This is a genomic window from Bacteroidota bacterium, from assembly GCA_020402865.1.
Lineage (GTDB): Bacteria > Bacteroidota > Bacteroidia > Palsa-965 > Palsa-965.
Genome location: JADBYT010000015.1, coordinates 284,614 through 306,448, shown reverse-complemented (window position 1 = coordinate 306,448; position 21,835 = coordinate 284,614). Strand labels below are relative to the sequence as shown.

Annotated in this window: 17 protein-coding genes; 13 read left to right on the top strand and 4 right to left on the bottom strand. The window is 48.2% G+C overall.

The window, feature by feature from the left end:
- Nucleotides 1–53: 53 nt before the first annotated feature.
- Entirely contained in the window at nt 54–1,157 is a 1,104-nt protein-coding gene (locus IM638_12290) for a Fic family protein (protein ID MCA6363810.1), read from the bottom strand.
- 186 nt (nt 1,158–1,343) lie between these two features.
- Here IM638_12290 and IM638_12285 point away from each other — a divergent pair, with 186 nt between their 5' ends.
- The 9 genes from IM638_12285 to IM638_12245 all read left to right on the top strand — a co-directional run bounded on the left by IM638_12285 (nt 1,344) and on the right by IM638_12245 (nt 9,755).
- A complete protein-coding gene (locus IM638_12285; protein MCA6363809.1) occupies nt 1,344–1,751 on the top strand; it encodes a hypothetical protein in 408 nt (135 codons plus the stop codon).
- Between the two features lie 30 nt (nt 1,752–1,781).
- A complete protein-coding gene (locus tag IM638_12280; GenBank protein MCA6363808.1) occupies nt 1,782–2,105 on the top strand; it encodes a hypothetical protein in 324 nt (107 codons plus the stop codon).
- A gap of 201 nt (nt 2,106–2,306) precedes the next feature.
- Nucleotides 2,307–4,958, top strand: a complete 2,652-nt coding sequence (locus IM638_12275) for a DNA translocase FtsK (GenBank protein ID MCA6363807.1) — start codon at nt 2,307–2,309, stop codon at nt 4,956–4,958.
- A gap of 190 nt (nt 4,959–5,148) precedes the next feature.
- On the top strand, nt 5,149–5,841 hold the full coding sequence (locus tag IM638_12270) for an outer membrane lipoprotein carrier protein LolA (GenBank protein MCA6363806.1): 693 nt from the start codon (nt 5,149–5,151) through the stop codon (nt 5,839–5,841).
- 113 nt (nt 5,842–5,954) lie between these two features.
- Entirely contained in the window at nt 5,955–6,857 is a 903-nt protein-coding gene (locus IM638_12265) for a histone deacetylase (GenBank protein ID MCA6363805.1), read from the top strand.
- Between the two features lie 78 nt (nt 6,858–6,935).
- Nucleotides 6,936–7,988: a gliding motility-associated C-terminal domain-containing protein gene (locus IM638_12260; GenBank protein ID MCA6363804.1), complete on the top strand. Its 1,053-nt coding sequence runs from the start codon at nt 6,936–6,938 to the stop codon at nt 7,986–7,988.
- Nucleotides 7,989–7,992: 4 nt separating this feature from the next.
- The gene (locus IM638_12255) at nt 7,993–8,931 is read left to right on the top strand and encodes a PorP/SprF family type IX secretion system membrane protein (protein MCA6363803.1); all 939 of its coding nucleotides are present in this window, start codon (nt 7,993–7,995) and stop codon (nt 8,929–8,931) included.
- Nucleotides 8,932–8,992: 61 nt separating this feature from the next.
- Nucleotides 8,993–9,577 carry an AAA family ATPase gene (locus tag IM638_12250; GenBank protein ID MCA6363802.1) on the top strand — a complete coding sequence of 195 codons (585 nt, stop codon included), beginning with the start codon at nt 8,993–8,995 and terminating at the stop codon, nt 9,575–9,577.
- Entirely contained in the window at nt 9,564–9,755 is a 192-nt protein-coding gene (locus IM638_12245; GenBank protein ID MCA6363801.1) for a hypothetical protein, read from the top strand. Before IM638_12250 ends, IM638_12245 begins: the two co-directional genes overlap by 14 nt.
- 6 nt (nt 9,756–9,761) lie before the next feature.
- On the opposite strand, the gene IM638_12240 is transcribed toward IM638_12245, so the two are convergent.
- Both IM638_12240 and IM638_12235 read right to left on the bottom strand, forming a co-directional pair.
- A complete protein-coding gene (locus IM638_12240) occupies nt 9,762–10,553 on the bottom strand; it encodes a M15 family metallopeptidase (protein MCA6363800.1) in 792 nt (263 codons plus the stop codon).
- A gap of 38 nt (nt 10,554–10,591) precedes the next feature.
- Entirely contained in the window at nt 10,592–11,152 is a 561-nt protein-coding gene (locus IM638_12235; GenBank protein MCA6363799.1) for a T9SS type A sorting domain-containing protein, read from the bottom strand.
- A gap of 144 nt (nt 11,153–11,296) precedes the next feature.
- Here IM638_12235 and IM638_12230 point away from each other — a divergent pair, with 144 nt between their 5' ends.
- The 4 genes from IM638_12230 (at nt 11,297) to IM638_12215 (ending at nt 17,169) form a co-directional block, all read left to right on the top strand.
- Complete coding sequence (locus tag IM638_12230; GenBank protein MCA6363798.1) at nt 11,297–12,181, top strand: amidinotransferase; 885 nt, start codon at nt 11,297–11,299, stop codon at nt 12,179–12,181.
- Between the two features lie 105 nt (nt 12,182–12,286).
- The gene (locus IM638_12225; protein MCA6363797.1) at nt 12,287–14,317 is read left to right on the top strand and encodes a M13 family metallopeptidase; all 2,031 of its coding nucleotides are present in this window, start codon (nt 12,287–12,289) and stop codon (nt 14,315–14,317) included.
- Nucleotides 14,318–14,438: 121 nt separating this feature from the next.
- Complete coding sequence (yidC, locus tag IM638_12220; GenBank protein MCA6363796.1) at nt 14,439–16,367, top strand: membrane protein insertase YidC; 1,929 nt, start codon at nt 14,439–14,441, stop codon at nt 16,365–16,367.
- 154 nt (nt 16,368–16,521) lie between these two features.
- Nucleotides 16,522–17,169: a hypothetical protein gene (locus tag IM638_12215; GenBank protein MCA6363795.1), complete on the top strand. Its 648-nt coding sequence runs from the start codon at nt 16,522–16,524 to the stop codon at nt 17,167–17,169.
- On the opposite strand, the gene IM638_12210 is transcribed toward IM638_12215, so the two are convergent.
- Complete coding sequence (locus IM638_12210; protein ID MCA6363794.1) at nt 17,166–21,800, bottom strand: translocation/assembly module TamB domain-containing protein; 4,635 nt, start codon at nt 21,798–21,800, stop codon at nt 17,166–17,168. The genes IM638_12215 and IM638_12210 overlap by 4 nt on opposite strands.
- Between the last annotated feature and the right edge of the window lie 35 nt (nt 21,801–21,835).

Below are 21,835 nucleotides of genomic sequence, written 5' to 3'. Positions count from 1 at the left end.
TTGTAACGCATTTTTTTCTGCCTCCTCCGGCTTTGGCTGAAGGAGGCAGTTTTTTAACTCACCAGCAAATAACTTGTACTTCTCCCCCCGGCCCCGTCTTTCTTCAACACATTCTTCCCGATCAGATCATTAATATCACGTATCGCCGTATCCTTCGAACATTTCACAAGTTTTGCCCATTTCATCGAAGTAAGTTTCCCGTCAAACCCTTCAAGCAGCTTTACCAATACTTTTTTCTGCCGCTCATTAAAGTTAACCTTCGAATATTTCTTCCAGAACTCGGCTTTCTTCAACACACGTGTAAGCACTGTTTCCGAGGCATGCAACGCATTAATCAGACAATTCAAAAACCACCTTACCCACTCGGTAATGAACAGGTGCCCCTTCTGCGTTTTCTCCAGTATGTGGTAATAAGCCTTTCTGTCAATCCGTATCTGGGCCGACATACTGTAAAACCGCTGCATACTTTTATCCGAACGCGCCAGCAGCATATCCGTTAATGCTCTTGCAATACGCCCGTTTCCATCCTGAAACGGGTGAATGGTAATAAACCATAAGTGCGCTATAGCGGCTTTAATTACCGGATCAAGTTTGTACTTCCCGTTAAACCAGTACAAAAATGCTTCCATCTCATCCTCAAGCAATTCGGCATCCGGAGCTACAAAATGCACCTTTTCTTTCCCCGCCACTCCCGATACAACCTGCATTTTCCCCTTCGTGTCTTTTCTCCAGTCGCCCACAACAATCGGAAACATCCCGCTTCTGCCTGTAGGGAATAAAGCCGAATGCCAGCCAAAAAGCCGTTCTTTGGTTAATGGTTCAAAACAATTCCGGGTAGCATCAATAAGCATATCCACCATTCCATCCACGTTCCTGTCTGATGCAACTGCCCCGGCAAATTCAATTCCCAGCCGCTCCGCTATCGACGACCGCACCTGCAACGGATTAAGCATCTCACCTTCAATTTCCGACGACTTTAGTACATCCAGCGTAAGGGTTTCAAATAAAGCCTCATCCTGTAGTTCAAACCCGAACATCTGCATTTTTCCAAGTAACCGGCCCTGCAGATTCCTGGCTTCGCTAAGCTCATCAATTACTTCATCACTCTCCCAAAGGAAAACCGGCCAGTTATACTTCTGATGTATGTAATCACTCATTCGCCTTACCTTTCGCCACAAATATACATCCCCCCTCCCTCCCTTCCAAACATTCGCCGCACTTTTTGCAACGATTAATACCGTTATTCGTTGCAAAATTACCTCAGCCGTGCCTGTCGGCCTGCAATTGCTTACTTTTAGCCTTAGAGGCTGTTAGGCCCCAAAACACAAATTACCAATAATCGCATGTCTTTTCGCGCCTCCTTCGCCGATCCGTTTAATCCCGAATTTGTTGACCTGGGGCCGCTCAGTGCCACCCAAATCCTGCACACATTCTCCTCCACGCCGTGGAAGGAACTTTTGACGAAAATGGACGCCACTCCTGCACAGGAAGTGTTTCATTCACCCTCGCTTGAAGTTGAACGCACTGAACAGAAACACGGCCTTTGCATTTCTGCCATTGATGGGCAGGTGTGGCTACTTTTTTACAAACGGCCTAAATTGATTACCAAACGAAGTCTCTTTGGCAAAAAGGAAATTATGGAGCCTGACTACCTGAACGAAAAAACAGTTCAGGACAGCAATGAAGTGCTACATTATTTGCAGGCCCTGCTTGATGGAGAGCTGGAAAAGCTGGAGCAGATGTTTGGATGATCAAAGCCATCCTGAAACTAATGGTGATAAATGAAAATGGGACAATTCGGCTGGATGTATTTACTGGCTCGTAAGCATAACATTGTTTCTGATTTTATTGCCTTGATTTATTTTATTGCTGCGGCAATTACTCTTCTTGATTTCAGGTATGCAATATGGCTGTTTTATTTTCCATTAACAGTGGCAATACTTATCCACCTTTTACTGGCCGCTACAGGTATTGGTTTATGTATTTATTCATTAATCAGAAAGCGCAATGCACATCTTATCGTTTTTCTCAATCTGATTTATGCAGCCGCTGCATTGGGGCTATTTTTGCTTACGGTAACAAGTTTTAGAGATTATTCCGGATGAATAGTAGCAAGACAAGCTTTATTTCAACGATTCCAACGAATTAAAGCCAAGTTATTTTGATTACAACATTTTATACGAAACACAACATAGAAACGAACCCACCTTTCTGAACACCCCCCCGTTTATAAGATTTCGCCCGGCTCCGGCGTTGTGCACTTGACGAATGTACTTTTGATCGTTTGCATCCCGAATACTGCCCAAATGGCCGAAGAACCAAAACAAAAGAAAAACACAGTGCGCAATACACTCCGGCAACCTGAGCCGGAGCAGGAAACGCCCCCCCCGCCCCCCGAGCGCAAAAAACGCCCGCAGCGTCCCGCACCCGAACCCCAAAGCCAATCCGAACAGCCCGCCAATACATCGCGCCCTAAATTCAGACTGTTTGGCGGCCTGCGCGACCGTTTCAATAACGACGAACGCCTGCGCAAACTCATCGGGGCTTTCCTGCTTTTCATTGTTACGCCCTACCTCGCGGTGGCTTTCCTCTCCTACTTCTTTACCTGGAAAGCCGACCAGAATATGGTAATGGGCCCGCTCAGCGAACTTTTTGCAGCCTCCTCACGCATAACCAATGTGCTCGGCAAATTCGGGGCGCTGGTGTCGCACGCATTTATTCACAGCGGCTTTGGTATTATGGCCTTTGTCGTTCCGCTGCTTTCGTTTATTGGCGGCATACGCATGCTTACCGGCGCCGAAATACTGCCCTTTGGCAAAACCTTCCGCTTTGGCGTGTTTGCCCTGCTCTTTGGCTCGGTGCTGCTGGGCTATGTGTTCAGTACAGCCGTATTTTACCCGGGCGGCGTGTTTGGCTACGAAGTCAGCAGCTGGCTCAACAGCGTGTTTGGCAAAATAGGCACAGGGCTTTTCCTGCTCTTTATTGCATCGGCGTTTTTAATTGTGGTGTTCAATTTCTCGTTTGTATTTGCTCGTAAACCCGCTGCCACCGAAACAGAAGAAGAACCCGCCCGGGAAGAAACAACTGCCGCCGGCATGCGCAACCAAATACGCCAGCAACCCGACGAAAATGAGGCACTGGATATTGAAGACGAAACAGAAGATGACGAAGAAATTCCCGAGCCCGTGCTGATGACGGTGGAAACACCTGCAGAAGAAGAAACAGCTGACGAAACAGAAAATGAAGAAGAAACCGCTGAGCCGGAACCGGAGCCCGAACCACTGCCTGTGGCCGAAATCCCACCCCTGTTGCCCGTTACCACAGACCTTACGGCCGACGACAACATTCAATTCACTGTAGAGAAGAAAGAAGAAGCAGAACTCAGCGCCGATGAAATTGAAAACAAAGCCGATGAACTGGTGCGCGAGTTTGGCGAGTTTGATCCCACACTCGAACTGGGCAGCTACCAGTTTCCCACTATCGACCTGCTCGAAAATTACAGTACCGGAAAAGATGGGGGCGTAAATACCGAGGAGCTTAATGCCAATAAAAACCGCATTGTGGAAACGCTGGGCAACTACGGCATTGCAATCGAAAAAATTAAAGCCACCATTGGCCCTACGGTTACGCTTTACGAAATAAATCCGGCGGCTGGTGTGCGCATTTCCAAAATCAAAAACCTGGAAGACGATATTGCACTGAGTCTTTCGGCGCTGGGCATTCGTATCATCGCACCGATTCCCGGTAAAGGCACCATTGGCATTGAAGTCCCCAACCAGCACCCCGAAATGGTGCCCATGCGTGCGCTGCTGGCTTCAGAACGTTTTCAGCACAGTGCCATGGATTTGCCGGTGGCGCTGGGCAAAACCATCTCAAACGAAATTTACATTGCCGATCTGGCCAAAATGCCTCACCTGCTTATGGCGGGTGCTACCGGTCAGGGTAAATCAGTTGGGTTGAATGCAATTCTTGTTTCGCTGCTTTACAAAAAGCATCCGGCGCAAATCAAATTCGTGCTGGTGGACCCGAAAAAAGTGGAACTTACATTGTTCAACAAAATTGAGCGCCACTTCCTCGCCAAACTGCCCGACAGCGCCGAAGCCATTATTACCGATACCAAGAAGGTAGTACACACGCTCAACTCGCTGTGCATTGAAATGGATACGCGCTACGACTTGCTGAAAGATGCACAGGTGCGCAACATCAAAGAATACAATGCCAAAATTGTACAGCGCCGCCTGCCGCCCTCCGGCGAGCATAAATTCCTGCCTTACATCGTGCTGGTGGTGGATGAATTTGCCGACCTGATTATGACTGCCGGCAAAGAAGTAGAAACGCCTATTGCCCGCCTTGCCCAGCTTGCCCGCGCTGTAGGCATTCACCTCATTATTGCCACACAGCGCCCGTCGGTTAATATCATTACCGGTACCATCAAAGCCAACTTCCCGGCGCGCATCGCATTCCGCGTAACCTCAAAAATCGATTCGCGCACCATTCTTGATGCCGGCGGAGCCGAACAGCTGATTGGCCGCGGCGATATGCTTTACTCAACCGGCAACGACCTCACCCGACTTCAATGCGCGTTTGTTGACACGCCCGAAGTAGAACGCATCTGCCAGTTCATCGGCGACCAGCGCGGCTACCCGAGTGCATTCCTGCTGCCTGAGTATGTGGACGAAAACAGCGATGCCAAACTTGAAATTGACGAAGGCGACCGCGATTCGCTGTTTGAAGAAGCGGCTCGCATTGTGGTTAATCACCAGCAGGGCTCAGCCTCACTGCTTCAGCGTAAACTCAAACTCGGCTACAACCGCGCCGGCCGCATTGTTGATCAGCTGGAAGCGGCCGGAATTATTGGACCGTTTGAAGGCAGCAAAGCCCGAGAAGTACTCGTGAAAGACATACTCTCGCTCGAACAGATGCTGGGCGGAAACAAAGGCGGAAGTGATCCGTTTTAACCCGAAATTCAAACAATGACATAACTGATTCAGCCGGGCTGTTAAACCCGGCTGTTTTTTCGGCGTCTAATCACAAATTACAAATCGTGTTAAAATTATTGTTGATTATCAATCATTTAACAACCAACACAACCATTTTGTAACTTTGGAACGCTTTTTGAAACCTGACCAGCATAATCGGATTTCTAAAATGAAACCTACCCTTAAAAAGGCGCTTGCCGCCACCGCACTTCTGATCGCTGTGAATGCCACCGCACAACAGGATCCTAAAGCCAAAGCCATCCTCGATGAGGTGAGCAAAACCGCAAAGGCCTACACCAGCATTACAGCTTCATTCAGCATTACCATTGAGAAACCAAACGGTACAAAAGATGTGCAGGATGGCACAGTTGTGCTCAAAGGCAAAAAATATAAGGTAATCCTCAACAAAAAAATAAAAGAGAAAATTTACAAGGAGGAGTACCGCAGCAATACAAAAGTAATTTGCAACTACAGTGAAAAAGACGGGGAGGTTACGGTTGACAATGCTCCGGATCCGAACAAGCCCAATGCGAAAAATGCAATTGTGCCCTCTGATATTTTCACAATTCACGAGAAAGGTTTCAAATATAAGTTTGAGAAAGAAGTAACCGAAGGCGGCCGCGCTATTCAGTATATCAACCTCTATCCTGAAAAACCCGATGGCAAGAGCTATCATACCGTGAAGGTGAAAATCGACAAACTGAAAAAACAGATTATCGGCGCCACGATGCTGAATACCGACGGATCGAAAATGATTTACGTGGTAAAAACATTTACACCCAATCTGGCGGTGAATGACACCGAATTTGAATACAGCCTTAAAAACTACCCGGCCGGAACCGAGGAAGTTGATCTCCGATAATTGAGATTACGAACCAAAGCCACAACGGCTGCCCGAAAAGGCAGCCGTTGTGCATTTATCCACCTGTACTTCCGAACCGGATAGAACCGGTGTTTGTTACATTTGCGCTGCTTATGATGTACGTTGCCTGGTCGCCTGTGTATGCGCATCCGCTTCCTGCGGGGCATCGGTTTCCGATGGCCAAGTACGAATTGCTGCCCGAACAGCTTGTGTACGAAGGCACACTTAAACCGGCTAATTTCTTCGAGCCGCAGCCCTTGCACGATGCCGATATTCTGCTTACACATGATGCAGACTATCTTAAACGCCTGCATGCGCAGCAACTTACACCGGCCGAGATACGCAAAACAGGCTTCCCCCTCTCGCCGGAACTCGTGCAGCGCGAAGTCACCATTTTACATGGCTCCGTTGAAGGTGCATTGCGGGCCTTAAAGCATGGCGTGGCTTTTAACGTGGCCGGCGGCACACACCACGCCTACACCAACCGCGGCGAAGGCTTCTGCCTGCTCAACGACATTGCCACCGCCGCCAACGTACTGCTCCACCGCAAACTCGCACGCCGCATCCTCGTGGTCGATCTCGACGTGCATCAGGGCAACGGCACAGCTGCCATTTTTGCCGGAAACAAAAATGTATTCACCTTCAGCATGCACGGCGAAAAAAACTACCCCATGCACAAGGAACAGTCCGACCTCGACATAGAGCTCCCCGACGGCACCGGCGATGCGCAGTACCTTAAACAGCTTACGCAACACCTGCCACGTCTCATCGATACTGTGGAGCCTGACTTTATTTTCTATCAGGCCGGCGTTGACATACTGGAAACCGACAAACTGGGGCGCCTTGCTGTTAGCCGCAACGGCTGCGTACAACGCGATAAATTTGTATTTGAAACCTGCCGCAAACACAAAATCCCCGTGGCCGTGAGCATGGGCGGCGGCTATTCCCCGCAAATCAGCGATATTGTAGATGCCCATGCAAATACATACCGCACAGCAATGGAAATCTATTTTTAGCACTAAATTCACACTTTACACCTCGGGGAGAACGTTATCTTTGTGTATCTCCCTGTAAAAAACATAGTGTATCAGTCTGTGAAATATTTCCTTCCTCTGCTTGCCTTCCTGCTCTTTATCTCAGGCAATAGTCTCCGTGCACAGGTTACTGCCAATGCGGGTCCGTCTTATACCATGATTTGCCCGGGCAATACGTTCACCCTCGGCGGATCACCCACGGCTACCGGCGGCAATGCGCCCTACACCTACAGCTGGATACCCGCCACAGGCCTGAACAATGCCACCTTCGCAAATCCGGTGGCTACACCCGCTGCCCCCACGCAATATGTAGTCACGGTTACAGATGCCGATGGGAACAGTGCCACGGATACCATTTTTGTGGATATTAATCCTATTGCCAATGCCGGTGCAGGAAACGATACGTTTGTGTGTGTGGGCGGACAGGTGCAAATCGGCTTGCCTGCAAACGATGCGGCATTGGCCTACAACTGGGCGCCGGCTGCAAGCCTGAGCAGCAGCTCTGCGCCACGTCCCATCGCTTCTCCAACCGTAACCACTACTTACACGGTTTCAATCAATTCGGCAGGATGCACGCAGGTTACTAATACAATTCTTGTAACCGTGCAACCGCTTCCTACAATTACGGTTTCTCCTACGGTAATTACCATACTCGAAGGCCAGACTGTAGTCTTAACCGCCAGCGGAGGCGCTTATTACTTCTGGTCACCCGACACCGCACTCTCCAGTGTAAACACACCTTCCGTTACAGCCGAACCAACTGATACAATTACCTACAACCTGGCTGGTTATACCCAGTTTGGATGTGCTAATTATACATCAGTAACCGTGAATGTAATTCCCAACAAAGAAATTTACCTCTACAATTCGTTCTCGCCAAATAACGACGGCATTAACGATTTGTTTTACATCGGCAACATCTACAAATACCCCAACTCACGCCTCGAGGTATTTGACCGCACAGGACAATTAGTTTATTCGAAAGGGAATTATGACAATAGCTGGGACGGCACAAATTACGGCGACCGGTTGCCCGATGCCACTTACTATTATGTGCTTGATCTTGGCGACGGATCACCCAAAATTTATGATTCAGTAACCATTGTACGCTAAACCAATGAAACGAATTTCCATTTTCACTGTGGGCGTACTTGCCGTATTTACTGCTTCGGCCCAGCAACTTTCTGATTTTACACAATACCCGTCGCTCAACCCGATTTTCAATGCGGCTTACACCGGCACGAAGGGCACCGTTGATGCACGCGTAAATTATCGTGCACAATGGATGGGCTTTAATGATGCGCCCGTACAGCAAACCGCACTTGTACACAGCCGCCTGCTTAAAGGCATGCTGGGGTTGGGTGCGCTGGTAAGCAACGATGTAACCGGGCCTTCTTCACGCTTTACCTATGGCTTCATGGCCGCATTTCACCTGCGTTTTCCGGATGTGGAATTTTCGGCTGGCATCGGACTCAATTTTACAAAGTATAATTTCAACGCAGCAAATCTCACCCAGCACTGGACAAATGATCCGGCCTTTGCTCCCGGACTTAATACATTCGATAAAAAGAGAAACCCCAATGCGGGCTTACTGCTTTACAACGACCGGTTTCATTTCGGATTCAGTCTGATGAACATGATCCAGTCGAAATACAACCTGGGCGAAACGGTGGTGCGCAATGAAAATCATTATTACTTCACCTTCGGTTATAATTTTCACGGCCATCCTGATTTTGTGTGGGAGAATAATTTGTTTGCCACCATTGTAAAAGGACTTCCGATTACCATTAACTACAACCTGCGTTTACACATACGCGAAAAAATTATTGCCGGTGTGGCCTGGCGCCTGCGCGATGCGGTAGCCTTGCAGGCCGGAATGGTTTTTCTGAACGATTACCAGTTTGTGTATTCCTACGATCTGGGTATTTCGCGCCTGCGTGGCGGACACAGCGGCTCACATGAGCTTACGCTCGGCTACCGGTTTGATATGAATAAACGCGGCGGTAAGTACAAGAATTTCGACTCGTTTCAGAAGCAGAAGTACAATTTGTTCTGAGAGGATAAATTTTATTTAGTGTGTTACAATTGTAATAGTTCTTCGCTCTGATTTTATATCAATGCAAAATAAGAACCTATATATCATTGCCGGATGTAACGGTGCAGGGAAAACCACAGCTTCATTTACTATTCTCCCAGAAATTATTAAATGCAGGGAGTTTGTCAATGCCGACGAAATTGCAAGAGGATTATCACCCTTTCAGCCCGAAAAGGCATCATTCGAATCCGGGCGAATAATGTTGAACAGAATTAATGACTTGCTGAATAGCGGTGAGAGTTTTGCCTTTGAAACCACATTAGCGACAAGGATTTACCAAAAAAAAATTCGGATTGCTAGAGATAAGGGATATGCTATAACATTACTCTTTTTCTGGTTGTCGGATATAGAATTGGCAAAAGAGCGAGTAAAAATCAGAGTATCAGAGGGAGGTCATAATATTGAACCTCACGTAATTGAAAGGCGTTATATTCATGGAATTAATAATCTTTTTGAATTATATTTGCCTATTGTTGATAGCGCACTTATCTTAGATAACTCAAACTGGGAAAGTGAGTTAATTGCTTGTAAATTAACAAGTCAGAAAATAATTGTTGTCAATCATAAAAAATTCTCAAAATTTAAATCTTATCATGGCCACTATTGAAGAGCAGATTGCATTTAAAGATAAAATTATGGCAGGCTTTGATCTAGTCTATCAAAGATTGATCGAATATAAAAAGCAAAAGAAGTCTGTACTAGTAGTTTTGGAAGATGATAAAATTGTGTACCTCACTCCGGAAGAAGTAGAAAGAAGAGAAGCATTAAAACGTGAGCAATCCTAAGCCCCTTTACCACAATAAAACATACTTTTCCTGCGCCACTGCACGTGTGCACGAATTAAAGTGCCACCATTCCGATGTAATTCCAAAAAATCCGGCACTGCGCATTACACGGCGCAGAAGTTTACGGTTTTCAATTTGTGCTTCGGTGAGTTTGCCGGCGGCCAGCAGCTCGGCCTCATGTGCAGGATGCGACTCAATGCCGAAAAAATCATACGGACTGCCCATGTCGAGCGGAAGGCCGAGGCTGTCGGCGATGGTAAGATCTACCGCTGCGCCGTAGTTGTGCAATGAGCCGCCATTGGCCGGATTGGATACATATTTTGAGCGGTCGAGCGGGCGGTGGCGCAGGGTATCCCACATTTTTTGCTGTATGCCAAGCGGTCGTGCCGCATCGTACACCAGCAGCCTGTAGCCGGGATGCAATTGAGCAAGTGCTTTTTGCGCGGCGGCCAGCTTGGCGGCCACATCGGGCTGAAGAAAGGCCGTGTTCAAATCGCCATATACATCGAAGCCGAGGAAATTGTCGGTGGTAGAATACTTCAATTCAACCAGAACTTCGGGCGCAATTTGCTGAATGTTAACCAGCCCGGCACTAAGCAAAGGCAACGATGCAAGACTGTCGCGCTCTGCCGAAATGCGGGAAATTATCAGGCTGCTGTCAGATACAACCGGTGTATCAATTTGCACAAGCGTATCGGGTGTAATGATGCGCCCGGAATTGACAGGCTGTTGTGGCGGCGCATTTTCGCTGCATGCAGCAGCAAATAAAAGAAAGCACCACGGGGCAAGCCTGAACATACCGCGAAGTTAGAAAAGCGGCATGAGTTTGCACGGTTTTACAGCAAAACCATTTTCTGCAACACCGGCGGCGCATTATCAACTGCAATTCGCACAAGGTAAGTGCCTGTAGCCAGCTGCGAAGTGTCTAACACCACTTTGCCTGTTAGAGCTGATTCTGTAAAAGTGGCTACGGTTTGTCCCGCCAGCGAAATAATTTCAGCCTTCACTTCCTGCGCCGGTCCCGATGTAACAATGGTATAACCGCTTTGCGCAGTAGCCGGATTGGGATAGGTTGTAAATACAGGTGAAGGAGCTTCCTGCTGTCCGGTGGTAAGCGGTGTGCCGCAAAATCCGCAAGGGCCGTTAGGGCCCATTACCATAAGCGAGCACGGCTGTGAGCAAAGTGCAAGATACATGGTATCAGCTACCTGCCCGGAAAAAGAGGCACACAATGTGGGTGTAAAAATATACGTCTGTCCGCATAATACCTGATTGGCATCAATTGCCCAAACCCCGTCGCAGCCCGAAACCGGCGGAATAATATAATAAGTAGTAATTGTTTGACTATGCAGGAAGCTGCAAATCGACAAGGCGAAGAGGAGTAAAAATTTTTTCATGTGTTTGATTTTTTGAATGTGTGTATTTGCCTTCACACACCGGGTTAGTTATTTAAAAGTAATGAAAGAAAACACTCAATTCACACGTTGCATTGGTTTGCTTCCTACTTTTGCGGCGTGGAAAGGGGAATTCCAACTTTATTCATGGTCCGGCCGGCAAGTTTTGGATTCAACACCGAAACCGCTGCCAGCAACCATTACCAGCAGGCAGCAGCAGCCACGGCAAATGTACAGCAACAGGCACTGGCAGAGTTTGATGCTTTTGTGGCCTTGCTGCAACAGCACGATATTCCGGTAAAGGTGTGGCATGATGATACCTCCGCAATCCGTCCTGACGCTATTTTCCCCAACAACTGGTTCTCCACGCACCCAAACGGCTCGCTGGCGCTTTATCCGATGGAAGCCCCCAACCGCCGCGCCGAACGTAGGCATGATATCATTAGCTGGTTGCAGACTGATTTTAAGTACCACACCGTTTACAACTTAACCACACACGAACGCGCAGGCCGTTATCTGGAAGGAACCGGAAGTGTGCTGTTTGATTTTGCCAACGGCCTGGCCTGGGCCTCGTTTTCGAGCCGCACACATGCCGATGTGCTGATTGAACTATGCGAGAAACTGTGCCTGCTTCCTGTGGTGTTTAAAGCCGTTGATGCAAACAATCGTCCGGTATATCATACCAATGTAATTATGGCATTGCACCCTGCACTGGCCATTATCTGCACCGATGCCACTGCCGATGCGGCCGATAAAACAACTGTGGAACGTATGCTTCAAAAAACCGGCAGGCAGCTTCTTCGCATTACCCATGAACAGGTGACCGCATTTGCCGGCAATGCACTTTTTGTGAAAAACCGTGCAGGTAAAGACTTTGTGGTAATTTCTAAAACCGGCTGGATGGCGCTTTCTCCTGCACAACAGGAACAACTTGCAAAAGTGGCCACACCCCTTACTCCCGATATCCGCACCATTGAACAAACCGGCGGAGGCAGCGCACGCTGCATGCTGGCCGAAATTTATCCCTGCTGAAACTGATCTGAGGAAACCGTTTACACCAGCCCACAACCGTTTACCCCACTTATAATTATCATACGAAGCGGTTTTTGTAGCTTCGTGCTTCTATTTTTAACCACTATGAGCAAAATTCTTTCTCGCAGTTTGATGCCGCTGGCAGGTGCCGGTATTCTGGCGCTGGCCATGACTGTGTCTGTAAACAAAGCTATTGATCCGCAATTGCTTGATAAACGGGTACGTCCGCAAGACGACTTTTTCGAGTATGTAAACGGTTTATGGATTCGCAGCAACCCGATTCCGGCCACTGAAGTACGCTGGGGCAATTTCAACGTACTGAATGAGCGCAGCCAGAAGGCACTGCGTGATATCTGCGAAGGAGCCGCCGCCAGTCAGCCCAAGCCCGGAACAGACATGCAGCGCATCGGCGATTTTTATGCTTCGGGCATGGACTCTGTGCAGGTGGAAAAAATGGGCTTTTCGCCGCTCAAGCCTGAATTGGCAATGATTGATGCGCTGAAAGATAAAAAAGGCATTACCGATCTCATGGCCGAAATGCACCTGCTGCAGGTGGGCGCCGGCTTTGGCTATTTTGTAATGGCCGATCAGAAAAACAGCAACCAGAATGCACCTTACCTCTCACAGTCTGGTCTTGGGCTGCCCGACCGTGATTATTATTCGGCTCCTGAAATGAAGGAACTGGCTGATGCTTACAAAGCACACATAAATGCCATGTTCGCACTCATGGGCGATGATAAAAAAATGGCGCAGGAAAACGCCGAAATGGTTTTCGCCCTCGAATCAAAACTGGCTGAAAAGTCGATGACAGCCGTGGAGCAGCGCGATCCTGATAAACTGTACAACAAAATGACACAGGCCGAGCTGAATGACCTTTGTCCGAATTTCAATTTTGCGCAATATTTCGAGAAAATGGGCACACCCTCGCCCGGCGATATGATTGTGATGCAGCCTGATTTTATGAAAGGTTTCAATGCCCTGATGGACAGCGAACCGATTGAAGCCTGGCGCGCCTATTTCCGTTGGCAGCTTGTGCACTCTGTAGCCGGTAAACTGCACAGCGATGTGGTAAACGAGCACTTCAAATTTTATGGCACCATGATGAGCGGCCAGCGTCGTTTACAGCCCCGCTGGAAACGTGTGCTTGCCTCTACCGAAGGGGCGCTGGGCGAAGCAATGGGTAAAATTTATGTCGAGAAAAACTTCAGCTCACAAGCCCGCGACCGTGTAAACGAAATGGTTGACAACCTCACCGAAGCCTACAAGGAACGTATCAAAACACGCCCGTGGATGAGCGAACAAACCAAAGGCGAGGCACTGAAAAAACTCAGTACCATTATGCGCAAGCTCGGCTACCCCGACAAATGGCGCGATTACAGCGGACTTGATGTAACCCGTGAATCGTATGTGCGCAACTACCTGAACTCAAATAAATTTGATGCAAAGTATCTCCTCTCGCGCATTAACCAGCCGGTTGACAAAACCGAGTGGGGCATGACACCTGCGACCATTAATGCCTACTACAATCCGGCATTTAACGAAATCGTATTCCCTGCGGCCATTATGCAGGCCCCGTTCTTCGATCCGGATGCGGATGATGCCGTGAACTACGGTGCAATGGGCGCTGTAATTGGTCACGAGCTTACACATGGTTTTGATGACGAAGGTTCGAAATATGACTCGGAAGGCAACCTGCGCGACTGGTGGACAGCCGACGACCGCAAGGCGTTTGAAATCCGCGCTAAAGTGCTGATCGATCAGTTCAACAGTTTTGTAGCTATCGACTCATTGAAGCTTACTGTAAACGGACAGCTTACACTTGGCGAAAACATTGCTGATTTGGGCGGTCTTACCATTTCGTATGCGGCCTATCAGCGTTCGCTGAAAGGTAAAACGCCGGCCAAGATCGACGGTTTTACCGGTGCGCAGCGTTTCTTTATTTCATGGGCACAGGCCTGGCGCGGAAGCATGCGCCCGAAAGCGTTGATGAACATGGTAAAAACCGATCCGCATGCACCGCAGCGTTTCCGCGTAATCGGGCCGCTTTCAAACATGAAGGAGTTTTACGATGCATTTGGTGTAAAAGCCGCCGATAAAATGTATCGCAAACCTGAGGAACGCGCCGAAATCTGGTAATTTCAGGACTTCTTAACATAAGCCCCGGCAAAATGGTTTTGCCGGGGCTTTTTTTGTCGCCGCACTGCCGATTTTCTGTATTTTTGCGGGCTGCAATAAGCGGCATACTTAATTCTATTCAATGGATCGTAAATCACTTATCGGCTTTGGCATTATTGCGGTAATTCTTACTGCGTGGATGACCTGGACCAGCTCCCAAAATCAGAAGGAAGCCGAATTAAAGAAAAAGTTCAACGACTCGGTAGCCCGCGTGGAAGCAGCCAAAAAGGCCGAAGCCGATAAAAAGGCCGCACGCGTAAACGACAGCCTCAAAAAACTGGTGGTTGCCGATACCACGCTAAATGCCGACTCGCTCAGGCAGGTGCAGGAAATGCAGCGCTGGGGCATGTTCAGCGGAGCTGCCAAAGGCGACAACAAACCGGTGGTAATTGAAAACGAGAAAATGCGCGTGTTCATTTATCCCAAAGGCGGACGCATCGGCTCGGTTGAACTGAAAGGCTACCAGACTTACAAACAGAAGCAAAACAAATCAGCAGATCACCTGCGTTTGTTTACGAACGATTCCACACGTTTCGGCCTGAACTTTTTCGATAACAACCGCCGCCGTGTAACCACCGATTCGCTTTACTTCACCGCCAGCGGAAGCAATTTCAGCGTGAGCGGCAAAGACTCAAAATCAGTATCCTTCCGCCTCACCGCCGATGGCAGCCCCGATACCTATATTGAATACAAATACTCGCTTGCAGGCAACAGTGATCTGGTTAACTGCACGGTTAACGTAATGAATGCGGGTAAAATGATGGGCAAAGACCAGAAAGATGTAATGCTTACCTGGGCCATGCACACACCTTCGCAGGAAAAGAACATTGATAACCAGAAGCAGGTTTCTTCACTCTACTATCAGATTGATGGCGATAAGGATGTGGAGAACCTGAGCATGGCCGAAAGCGAAATACAAACACCCACCGGCGATTTGAAATGGGTGGCTTTCAAACAGCAGTACTTCACCTCTGTCCTCATTGCCGATTCGCGTTTTTCAAGCGGTTCTACATTCGGCATCAGCGTACCGGCCGAAAATGCCGAAGGCTATGTAAAAGGTATGGCGGTGGAAACCCCCATTCCCATTGCCGAAAACGGCAGCACTTCATTCCCCATGAAGTTCTACTTCGGCACCACCAATTACAAAGCACTCAAGTCGTACAACCTCGGCCTCGAAAAACAGGTTGATCTTGGCTTCAGCCTGTTTGGCTGGCTCAACAAATACGCCATTATGCCCATTTTCGGCTGGCTTTCGGGGCTGAGCAGCAACTACGGAATCATTATTCTGCTGCTTACCATTATTGTAAAGCTGGTGCTTTTCCCGATTGCTTACAAATCGTTCCTCTCCTCAGCCAAAATGCGTGTGCTGAAGCCTGAGATTGACGAAATCAACGAGAAATTCAAAGACGGCGACCCGATGAAAAAGCAGCAGGAAACCATGGCACTCTACCGCAAGGCCGGAGTAAATCCCATGGCAGGCTGCATTCCGCTGCTGCTGCAACTGCCCATTCTCTTTGCACTGCTCCGTTTCTTTCCCACCGTATTTGAACTCCGCCAGTCGGAATTCCTCTGGGCCGAAGACCTTTCAACTTATGATTCGATTTTTGATTTCGGATTCAAAGTTCCGTTCTATGGCGATCACGTGAGCCTGTTTGCCATTTTAATGACCGCTTCTACCCTGCTCTATACCTGGATGAACCAGCAGATGCTGTCAACCGGCAATCAGCTTCCGGGCATGAAATGGCTTATGTACCTCATGCCGGTTATGTTCCTCGGCTTCCTCAACTCGGCCTCAGCGGCGCTCAGCTATTACTACTTCCTGAGCAACATGATTACCTTCCTGCAAATGTTCCTGATGCGCAGGTTTGTGGATGAAGGAGCTATACGGGCAAAAATTGAGGAGAACAAGAAAAAACCGGTCAAGAAATCGGGCCTCATGCAACGCCTTGAAGCAGCCCAGCGCGAACGGGCCAAGCAGATTCAGCAAGGCAACAACAATAAAAAGAAATAATTCAGCATCACACCCAAAACCGGCCGGCACACAACCGGCCGGTTTTTCGTTTACAGCCGGTATATCTGAATTGTTTAGTGGCTTTGTTTAGATAAAACAATTTATTTAGTTTTGAGCTTCCCTCTGGCACACGCCAACTTTATAAAAAACCACTATGAAAACTGCAATCAGACTCGCTGTCTGCCTTGCTGTAGTGTGCCTGTTTACCGAGGGAAAAGCACAAACCTACAGCGGAGCCCGTTTAGATTTTCACCGTCGGCTCGACAATCCGGTACTTACATTTTACGACGCGGCTAACGGTTCTGAAACCGGCACGTTTATCCGTCCGAAAATGTTTTCGAAACAACTAAACGTTGGTGTGAGTGAATTTACCACACTAAGATTCAGCAATGGATTCACACTATCCTCTGAACTGGGCGTTGCGTACAACAAAACAGCTTTCCAGTTCAATAGCTATGACGCTGATTTTTCACAGCTGATGTTTGACTTCCGTTTAGTTCCCGGAATTGCCGACAAACGTAATATTATCAGTGTGCAGGCTGGTCCAACCATGTGCATTATTAACCACACCGGATTATCAGGTTACAGTGAAAAAGACGGAACGCGCTGGCTTTGGTTTGGCGGTGTGGCCGGAGTGCATTTACGGGTAAATAAAGCCATGTTTGTAGCCCGGTATAATATGTATTTTACAAAAGGGGATATTGATTTTGTAAGCACTTCAGCCAGTTACTTCCGCTTGCAGAACAGGCGCAGTTCTTTTTCTCTTGGTGTGAGTGTAATTCTGAGCGATGGCTATAATTAACGGGGCCCGGGCACAGAGTCTTTTCGGGTAGAATCAGGTGCCGGAGGCTGAACAGGAAGTTTCGGATCTTCACGGCGCTTCTTGTCTTCAACAAGATAGTTTTTGTATCGCTGCATGAGTTCTGAAAAGCTGTTGAAGTCCTCGCGGTAAAACACACCCACTCCCTGTGTAAACGGAGCCGATGCGTTGAGCAATGTATTATCGTTTGAACGGTTGAATGCACGCAAACGCACCTTGCCGTCGTCGGTTACTTTATACTCTACGTTCAAATCACCCACCCATTGCACGTTGCTAACCGACGACTGCGTTTGTTCCTGCCGCCCGAAGTTCCCGTCGATGGTAACGCGGTTGTTGAGAATAGCGGTTTGCATATACAGCTTAAGTTCACCCGGACTTACATCGTCATTGGGCCGGTATTTAAACTGAAAGGAGAAATCATCGCTTATTTGTGCCAGCCAGTTGTTCAGCGTACCTGACACGAAGTTGGAAAGTACAGTTGTGCCGGTGCTGCCTGCCAGGTTGCTGCTTGATGCACCATCGCGGAATTCCTGCGGTGTAATGAAACTATTGAGCACCAGCAACGAAAGTACCTGCTTGTTTCGCTCAAGTTCAACCTGAGTAAAACTCTTCACTGTTTCGCGTATGTTCTGATCGGCTGTGGGCAGTTCAATATCAAATCCGATGAGCGGGTTCATCAGGTTACTGTCAAGGTGCATGACCACTTCTACCGGGTATGTTTTTTTATAGGCGGGGTTAATGGAATCGAGCGGGAAAAATGGTTCCACCGAAGCATTGGCTTTGTAAACAGCATCGGCATCAATAATGGCCTGTTCGGGATTACCACTCCAGCTTATGGTGCCGCCGGGCGATAAATTAAAGTGCGCATAGATAATATTTTTCAGGGTAAACAAATATTCACCGCTGCTCACCTGATACTGCCCCTGCATGGTAAAATCGCCCTGTTCGCTTACATGCATTTCAAGGTTACCGGTTCCGGTAGCATTAATTTTATCGCCTACCTTATCGTCAAAAATTACATTTACATCCGCATCTTCTGTGGCTTCGATATTCAGCAAAAGTTCGATGCCATTGCTTTTAAACTGGTTGGCCTGTGATTTTTGTACCGCAACCGTATCGTTGTTGAAATACACAAAATCGTTTTCACCTACTTCCGAAGCATAGTTCATCGGAATATTAAATACCGAGCGGATGCGTGATCCGTTGTTGTCGATGCTTTCGGTTTGTGCGGTAATACTGATCGTTATTTTCTCATCTACAAAACCAAAAATATTCATGTAGCCCGTCGCAAACACGGTCCCGTAGTACAGTTCATTATCTTTTTCAGTAGTGCGCATCACCAGAAATTTGTTGAGCGCAAAGTCCATGTCAAACTGAAACCGTGTAAAGTTATCGTGATAAAGGTGGCCGTATATCTTGGCTTTGTTGCCATACGGATCAGCTACCTGATAATCGTTGAAATAAAATGAATTTGATTCGATGAATATTTTCTGTTCGGCGGCTTTTACATCAATACCGAGATAATCAATGGTGGCTTTTTTAATCCACACATCGGCATCACCGTTAAATTCGGGATGATTGAGTGTGCCGCCCACGTGTATTTTTCCACCAATGGAGCCAATTAAACGGCTGCAGAAATCTTTGAGCAGGGGCTGCAATACAGCCAGTTCAATGCCATACAAACTAAGGTCCACATCGAGATTGCTGCCGGTGCGTTGCGGATAGTAATAACCTTCGAAAAGAATATTTTTTACCAGCGTATTGGTTTCAGGACTAACTATTCCGCGCGAAAACTCGCCGTGCATGTACACGGCATTCCGTGGTTTATCCCACACGGCATCCACCTCGCCCTGCCCTATTTTCTGGCCGTTTATGTATAAATCGGCAAACTCGGTGTTGCTGGTAAATATGGGAGTACCGTAGAGTTCGGCAAGGGTGGTTTGTCCGCTGATGAAACCTTTGAAAGTAACACCGGAGGTTTGCGTGAAGTAATTAATATGATGCAGGTTGAAGCGGTTGAGACTTACCTGCAGCTGATCAGTCGGATGTTCAGACACCGTGCCGTTCAGACCAATGAGCTGCTGCCCCGAACTGAAGCGGAGATTGGTAAAGCTGATGCGGCTCGAATCGATGCGCACTTGGTTACCCGTGGCTACCTGCCAGAGCGAGTCATTGAGCCAGAGTGCGGCATTGAGAAACTGCATACTGAGCGCACTGCCGCCAAAAAAGCGGGTAAGTAAAAGTACTTTTCCTTCGTTGCGCAATGCGCTTTGATTGTTCCAGTCGAGCCGCGAAAGCAGCGAATCGTTGGAGGCCGTGGTTTTGAGCACCACATTGCTAAGCCCTACCGAATCACTCAGTGCAACGCGGTTTATGCGGCCGTTTAATTCGCCCCGTCGGCCGGAGTTGGAAAACGAGATACTGTGCAGGCCTTCAAAACGTGTGCTTTTCCAGGCAATGCCGTCAGAATCAAGCAAGCCTTCCATTCTGCGTTTACGGGTATCAAAACTTCCTTTGAGAAATGTGCCGGGCTTAATTATCAGCCCCGGCGCAAGCACTTCTACCGGGCGTGTGTTCTGGTTAAAGGTGAGGTAATACGTAAACTGCTGGTCAGTCGCCTGCTTTTGCCTCTTCTTCGGATCGGGCGGCAGCGGTGGCGGGAAATAGGAAGGCAGATAATCCGACAAAAGATTTTTTACGGTAGCCTGCAGTTCGAGCAATTGAAATTTACCTTTGATGGTAGCTGTGGCAATATCTGACTCCAGCGCAATGGTGCGCGTGCTGTCTTCGAAATTCTGCGCATTGAGTGTGAGCTGATTAAACGAGTACTGCTCCCCATCGCGTATGTAGTCAAGCTGCTGAATGCCTATTGTGCCGGTAATGTTATCGATGTTATTACCCTTTAAACGCATTTCAAGACCGGTGGTAAGAATATGCTGACTGGTGGTATCCAGAAAGCCCAGCGCACCGAGGTTGGCCGAATCAATATCAGCCGTAAAATCCATTACAGGTACAACTCCCGAAAAATTCACCTTCCCCGAAAACGAAAGTCCGGCATTGGGATCCCTCATTTCGAGCTGCCCCACATCGTAAGTGCCGTGATAAAGATGGCCGTTTTCGATAGCAATATTCCGGTAATTGTATTTTTCAAACTGTACTGCTGCAAGCTGTCCGTTTACTTTGGCATCCACCTCATCGGTACTGAAACCTTTACCATCCACATCTACCACCCCTGTAACTGCACCCAAACCGGGCACATCGAGCAAAGTACCAAAGTCAAAACCCTCTGCTGCCACCCGTCCGTGATACACAAACAACGAAGCCGAATCAGACTGCGACATGGCTAAGTTTTCGAGATTGAGTTTGCCCAGCGAGGTATTGAAATTGCCATGCGCCACAAACTCAGTGAGAAAGCCTTCGTAAATGCCACTAAAGTAAATACTTCCCAAACGGGCCATTTCAGCAGGCAAATGAGGCAGCAGTGAATCACCTTGCGGGAAAGGCGGATACGGCAAACTCCCCAGATCGTAATAACTGGTGCGCAGTTCCCTGATGCGGAAGTTCATATCGGTTGTTTCAATATCGGGCAGACCGTTGAAACTGAAATTGCCGGCAATTACCGAGCTGCGCCCAAACTCAAGGCGGATGTTTTTGCAGCGCAAATGTTCAACCGTACCGCTTACATCGCCGCTTACTTTCACCCGCTCACGGATACCCAGCAAGTCGTGCCCGAAATAGGCCACATCCGCCATTTCAACCGTTGTGCTGTCGAGATGCCCCTGCATGCGTACAAGGTGAATGAAATCATCTTCAATGGCTTCAATACTGTCGTACACAAATTTCAGATCACCGTGTATGCCCGATTCGGGGGTGAGAATATGTAGTTTGCGGAAATGCGCATATTCTTCCGAAAGCGTAAGATCGGCATTGAATTCTTTCAGCACAAAACCGCTTCGTTCTTTTGCACGGAGATAATCGAGATGCAGCTGTACCGAATCGCCCTGCGGTTTTATATCGCCAAAATGTGCGCTCATTCCGGTAATGCGGATATTTTCAAAATCCATTCCCGGATCATCAATCGTATCACGCAGGTCGATATACTCCATGCGCACATTATCGAGTGTAATTCCGCCCAGCTGCACATCCCACGGCGATTTTGACTTTTGCTTTTTTGGCCCGGTTGATTTGAAATGCATCAGAATGAAGCGGTAGCTGAGGCCACGTTCATTGGGATATTTTTTGAGTTTGATATGCGCGTTTTTTAACGCGATATCACGCAATGCGAGCTGACGGTTTTCGTAGCTGAAGCGGCGTACATCGGCCACCAGTTCTTCGGCGTGCAGAATCGTATCACCATGCTGGTCTTCCACATAAATACCTTCGAGCACGGCTTTGGTGAAAAAGCGGATGTTTACGCCCTTTACCTCCACTTTTGTTTGAAGTTCGTCGGAAAGCCAGCCGGCTGCGCGCTGAGCCAGCCAGGTTTGTACCGCAGGAAGCTGAATGAGAAAATACGTGGCGGTAAGCAATACCAATAAGAAGATCACCAGCCTGAGCAGCCAGCGCCCCGTCTTTTTGATAATTTTGCTACCGATACGCTGTTCTTCAGCCATAGAGCAGTGGGTTGCGTGTGAAGGCAGTGCATTCT

Bases quoted from the DNA above. Each gene is read 5' to 3' on its own strand.
- yidC (MCA6363796.1), top strand. From the start codon at position 14,439: ATGGATCGTAAATCACTTATCGGCTTTGGCATTATTGCGGTAATTCTT.
- IM638_12285 (MCA6363809.1), top strand. From the start codon at position 1,344: ATGTCTTTTCGCGCCTCCTTCGCCGATCCGTTTAATCCCGAATTTGTT.
- IM638_12250 (MCA6363802.1), top strand. From the start codon at position 8,993: ATGCAAAATAAGAACCTATATATCATTGCCGGATGTAACGGTGCAGGG.
- IM638_12245 (MCA6363801.1), top strand. From the start codon at position 9,564: ATGGCCACTATTGAAGAGCAGATTGCATTTAAAGATAAAATTATGGCA.
- IM638_12265 (MCA6363805.1), top strand. From the start codon at position 5,955: ATGATGTACGTTGCCTGGTCGCCTGTGTATGCGCATCCGCTTCCTGCG.
- IM638_12215 (MCA6363795.1), top strand. From the start codon at position 16,522: ATGAAAACTGCAATCAGACTCGCTGTCTGCCTTGCTGTAGTGTGCCTG.
- IM638_12275 (MCA6363807.1), top strand. From the start codon at position 2,307: ATGGCCGAAGAACCAAAACAAAAGAAAAACACAGTGCGCAATACACTC.
- IM638_12235 (MCA6363799.1), bottom strand. From the start codon at position 11,152: ATGAAAAAATTTTTACTCCTCTTCGCCTTGTCGATTTGCAGCTTCCTG.
- IM638_12210 (MCA6363794.1), bottom strand. From the start codon at position 21,800: ATGGCTGAAGAACAGCGTATCGGTAGCAAAATTATCAAAAAGACGGGG.
- IM638_12290 (MCA6363810.1), bottom strand. From the start codon at position 1,157: ATGAGTGATTACATACATCAGAAGTATAACTGGCCGGTTTTCCTTTGG.
- IM638_12280 (MCA6363808.1), top strand. From the start codon at position 1,782: ATGAAAATGGGACAATTCGGCTGGATGTATTTACTGGCTCGTAAGCAT.
- IM638_12225 (MCA6363797.1), top strand. From the start codon at position 12,287: ATGAGCAAAATTCTTTCTCGCAGTTTGATGCCGCTGGCAGGTGCCGGT.
- IM638_12270 (MCA6363806.1), top strand. From the start codon at position 5,149: ATGAAACCTACCCTTAAAAAGGCGCTTGCCGCCACCGCACTTCTGATC.
- IM638_12255 (MCA6363803.1), top strand. From the start codon at position 7,993: ATGAAACGAATTTCCATTTTCACTGTGGGCGTACTTGCCGTATTTACT.
- IM638_12240 (MCA6363800.1), bottom strand. From the start codon at position 10,553: ATGTTCAGGCTTGCCCCGTGGTGCTTTCTTTTATTTGCTGCTGCATGC.
- IM638_12230 (MCA6363798.1), top strand. From the start codon at position 11,297: ATGGTCCGGCCGGCAAGTTTTGGATTCAACACCGAAACCGCTGCCAGC.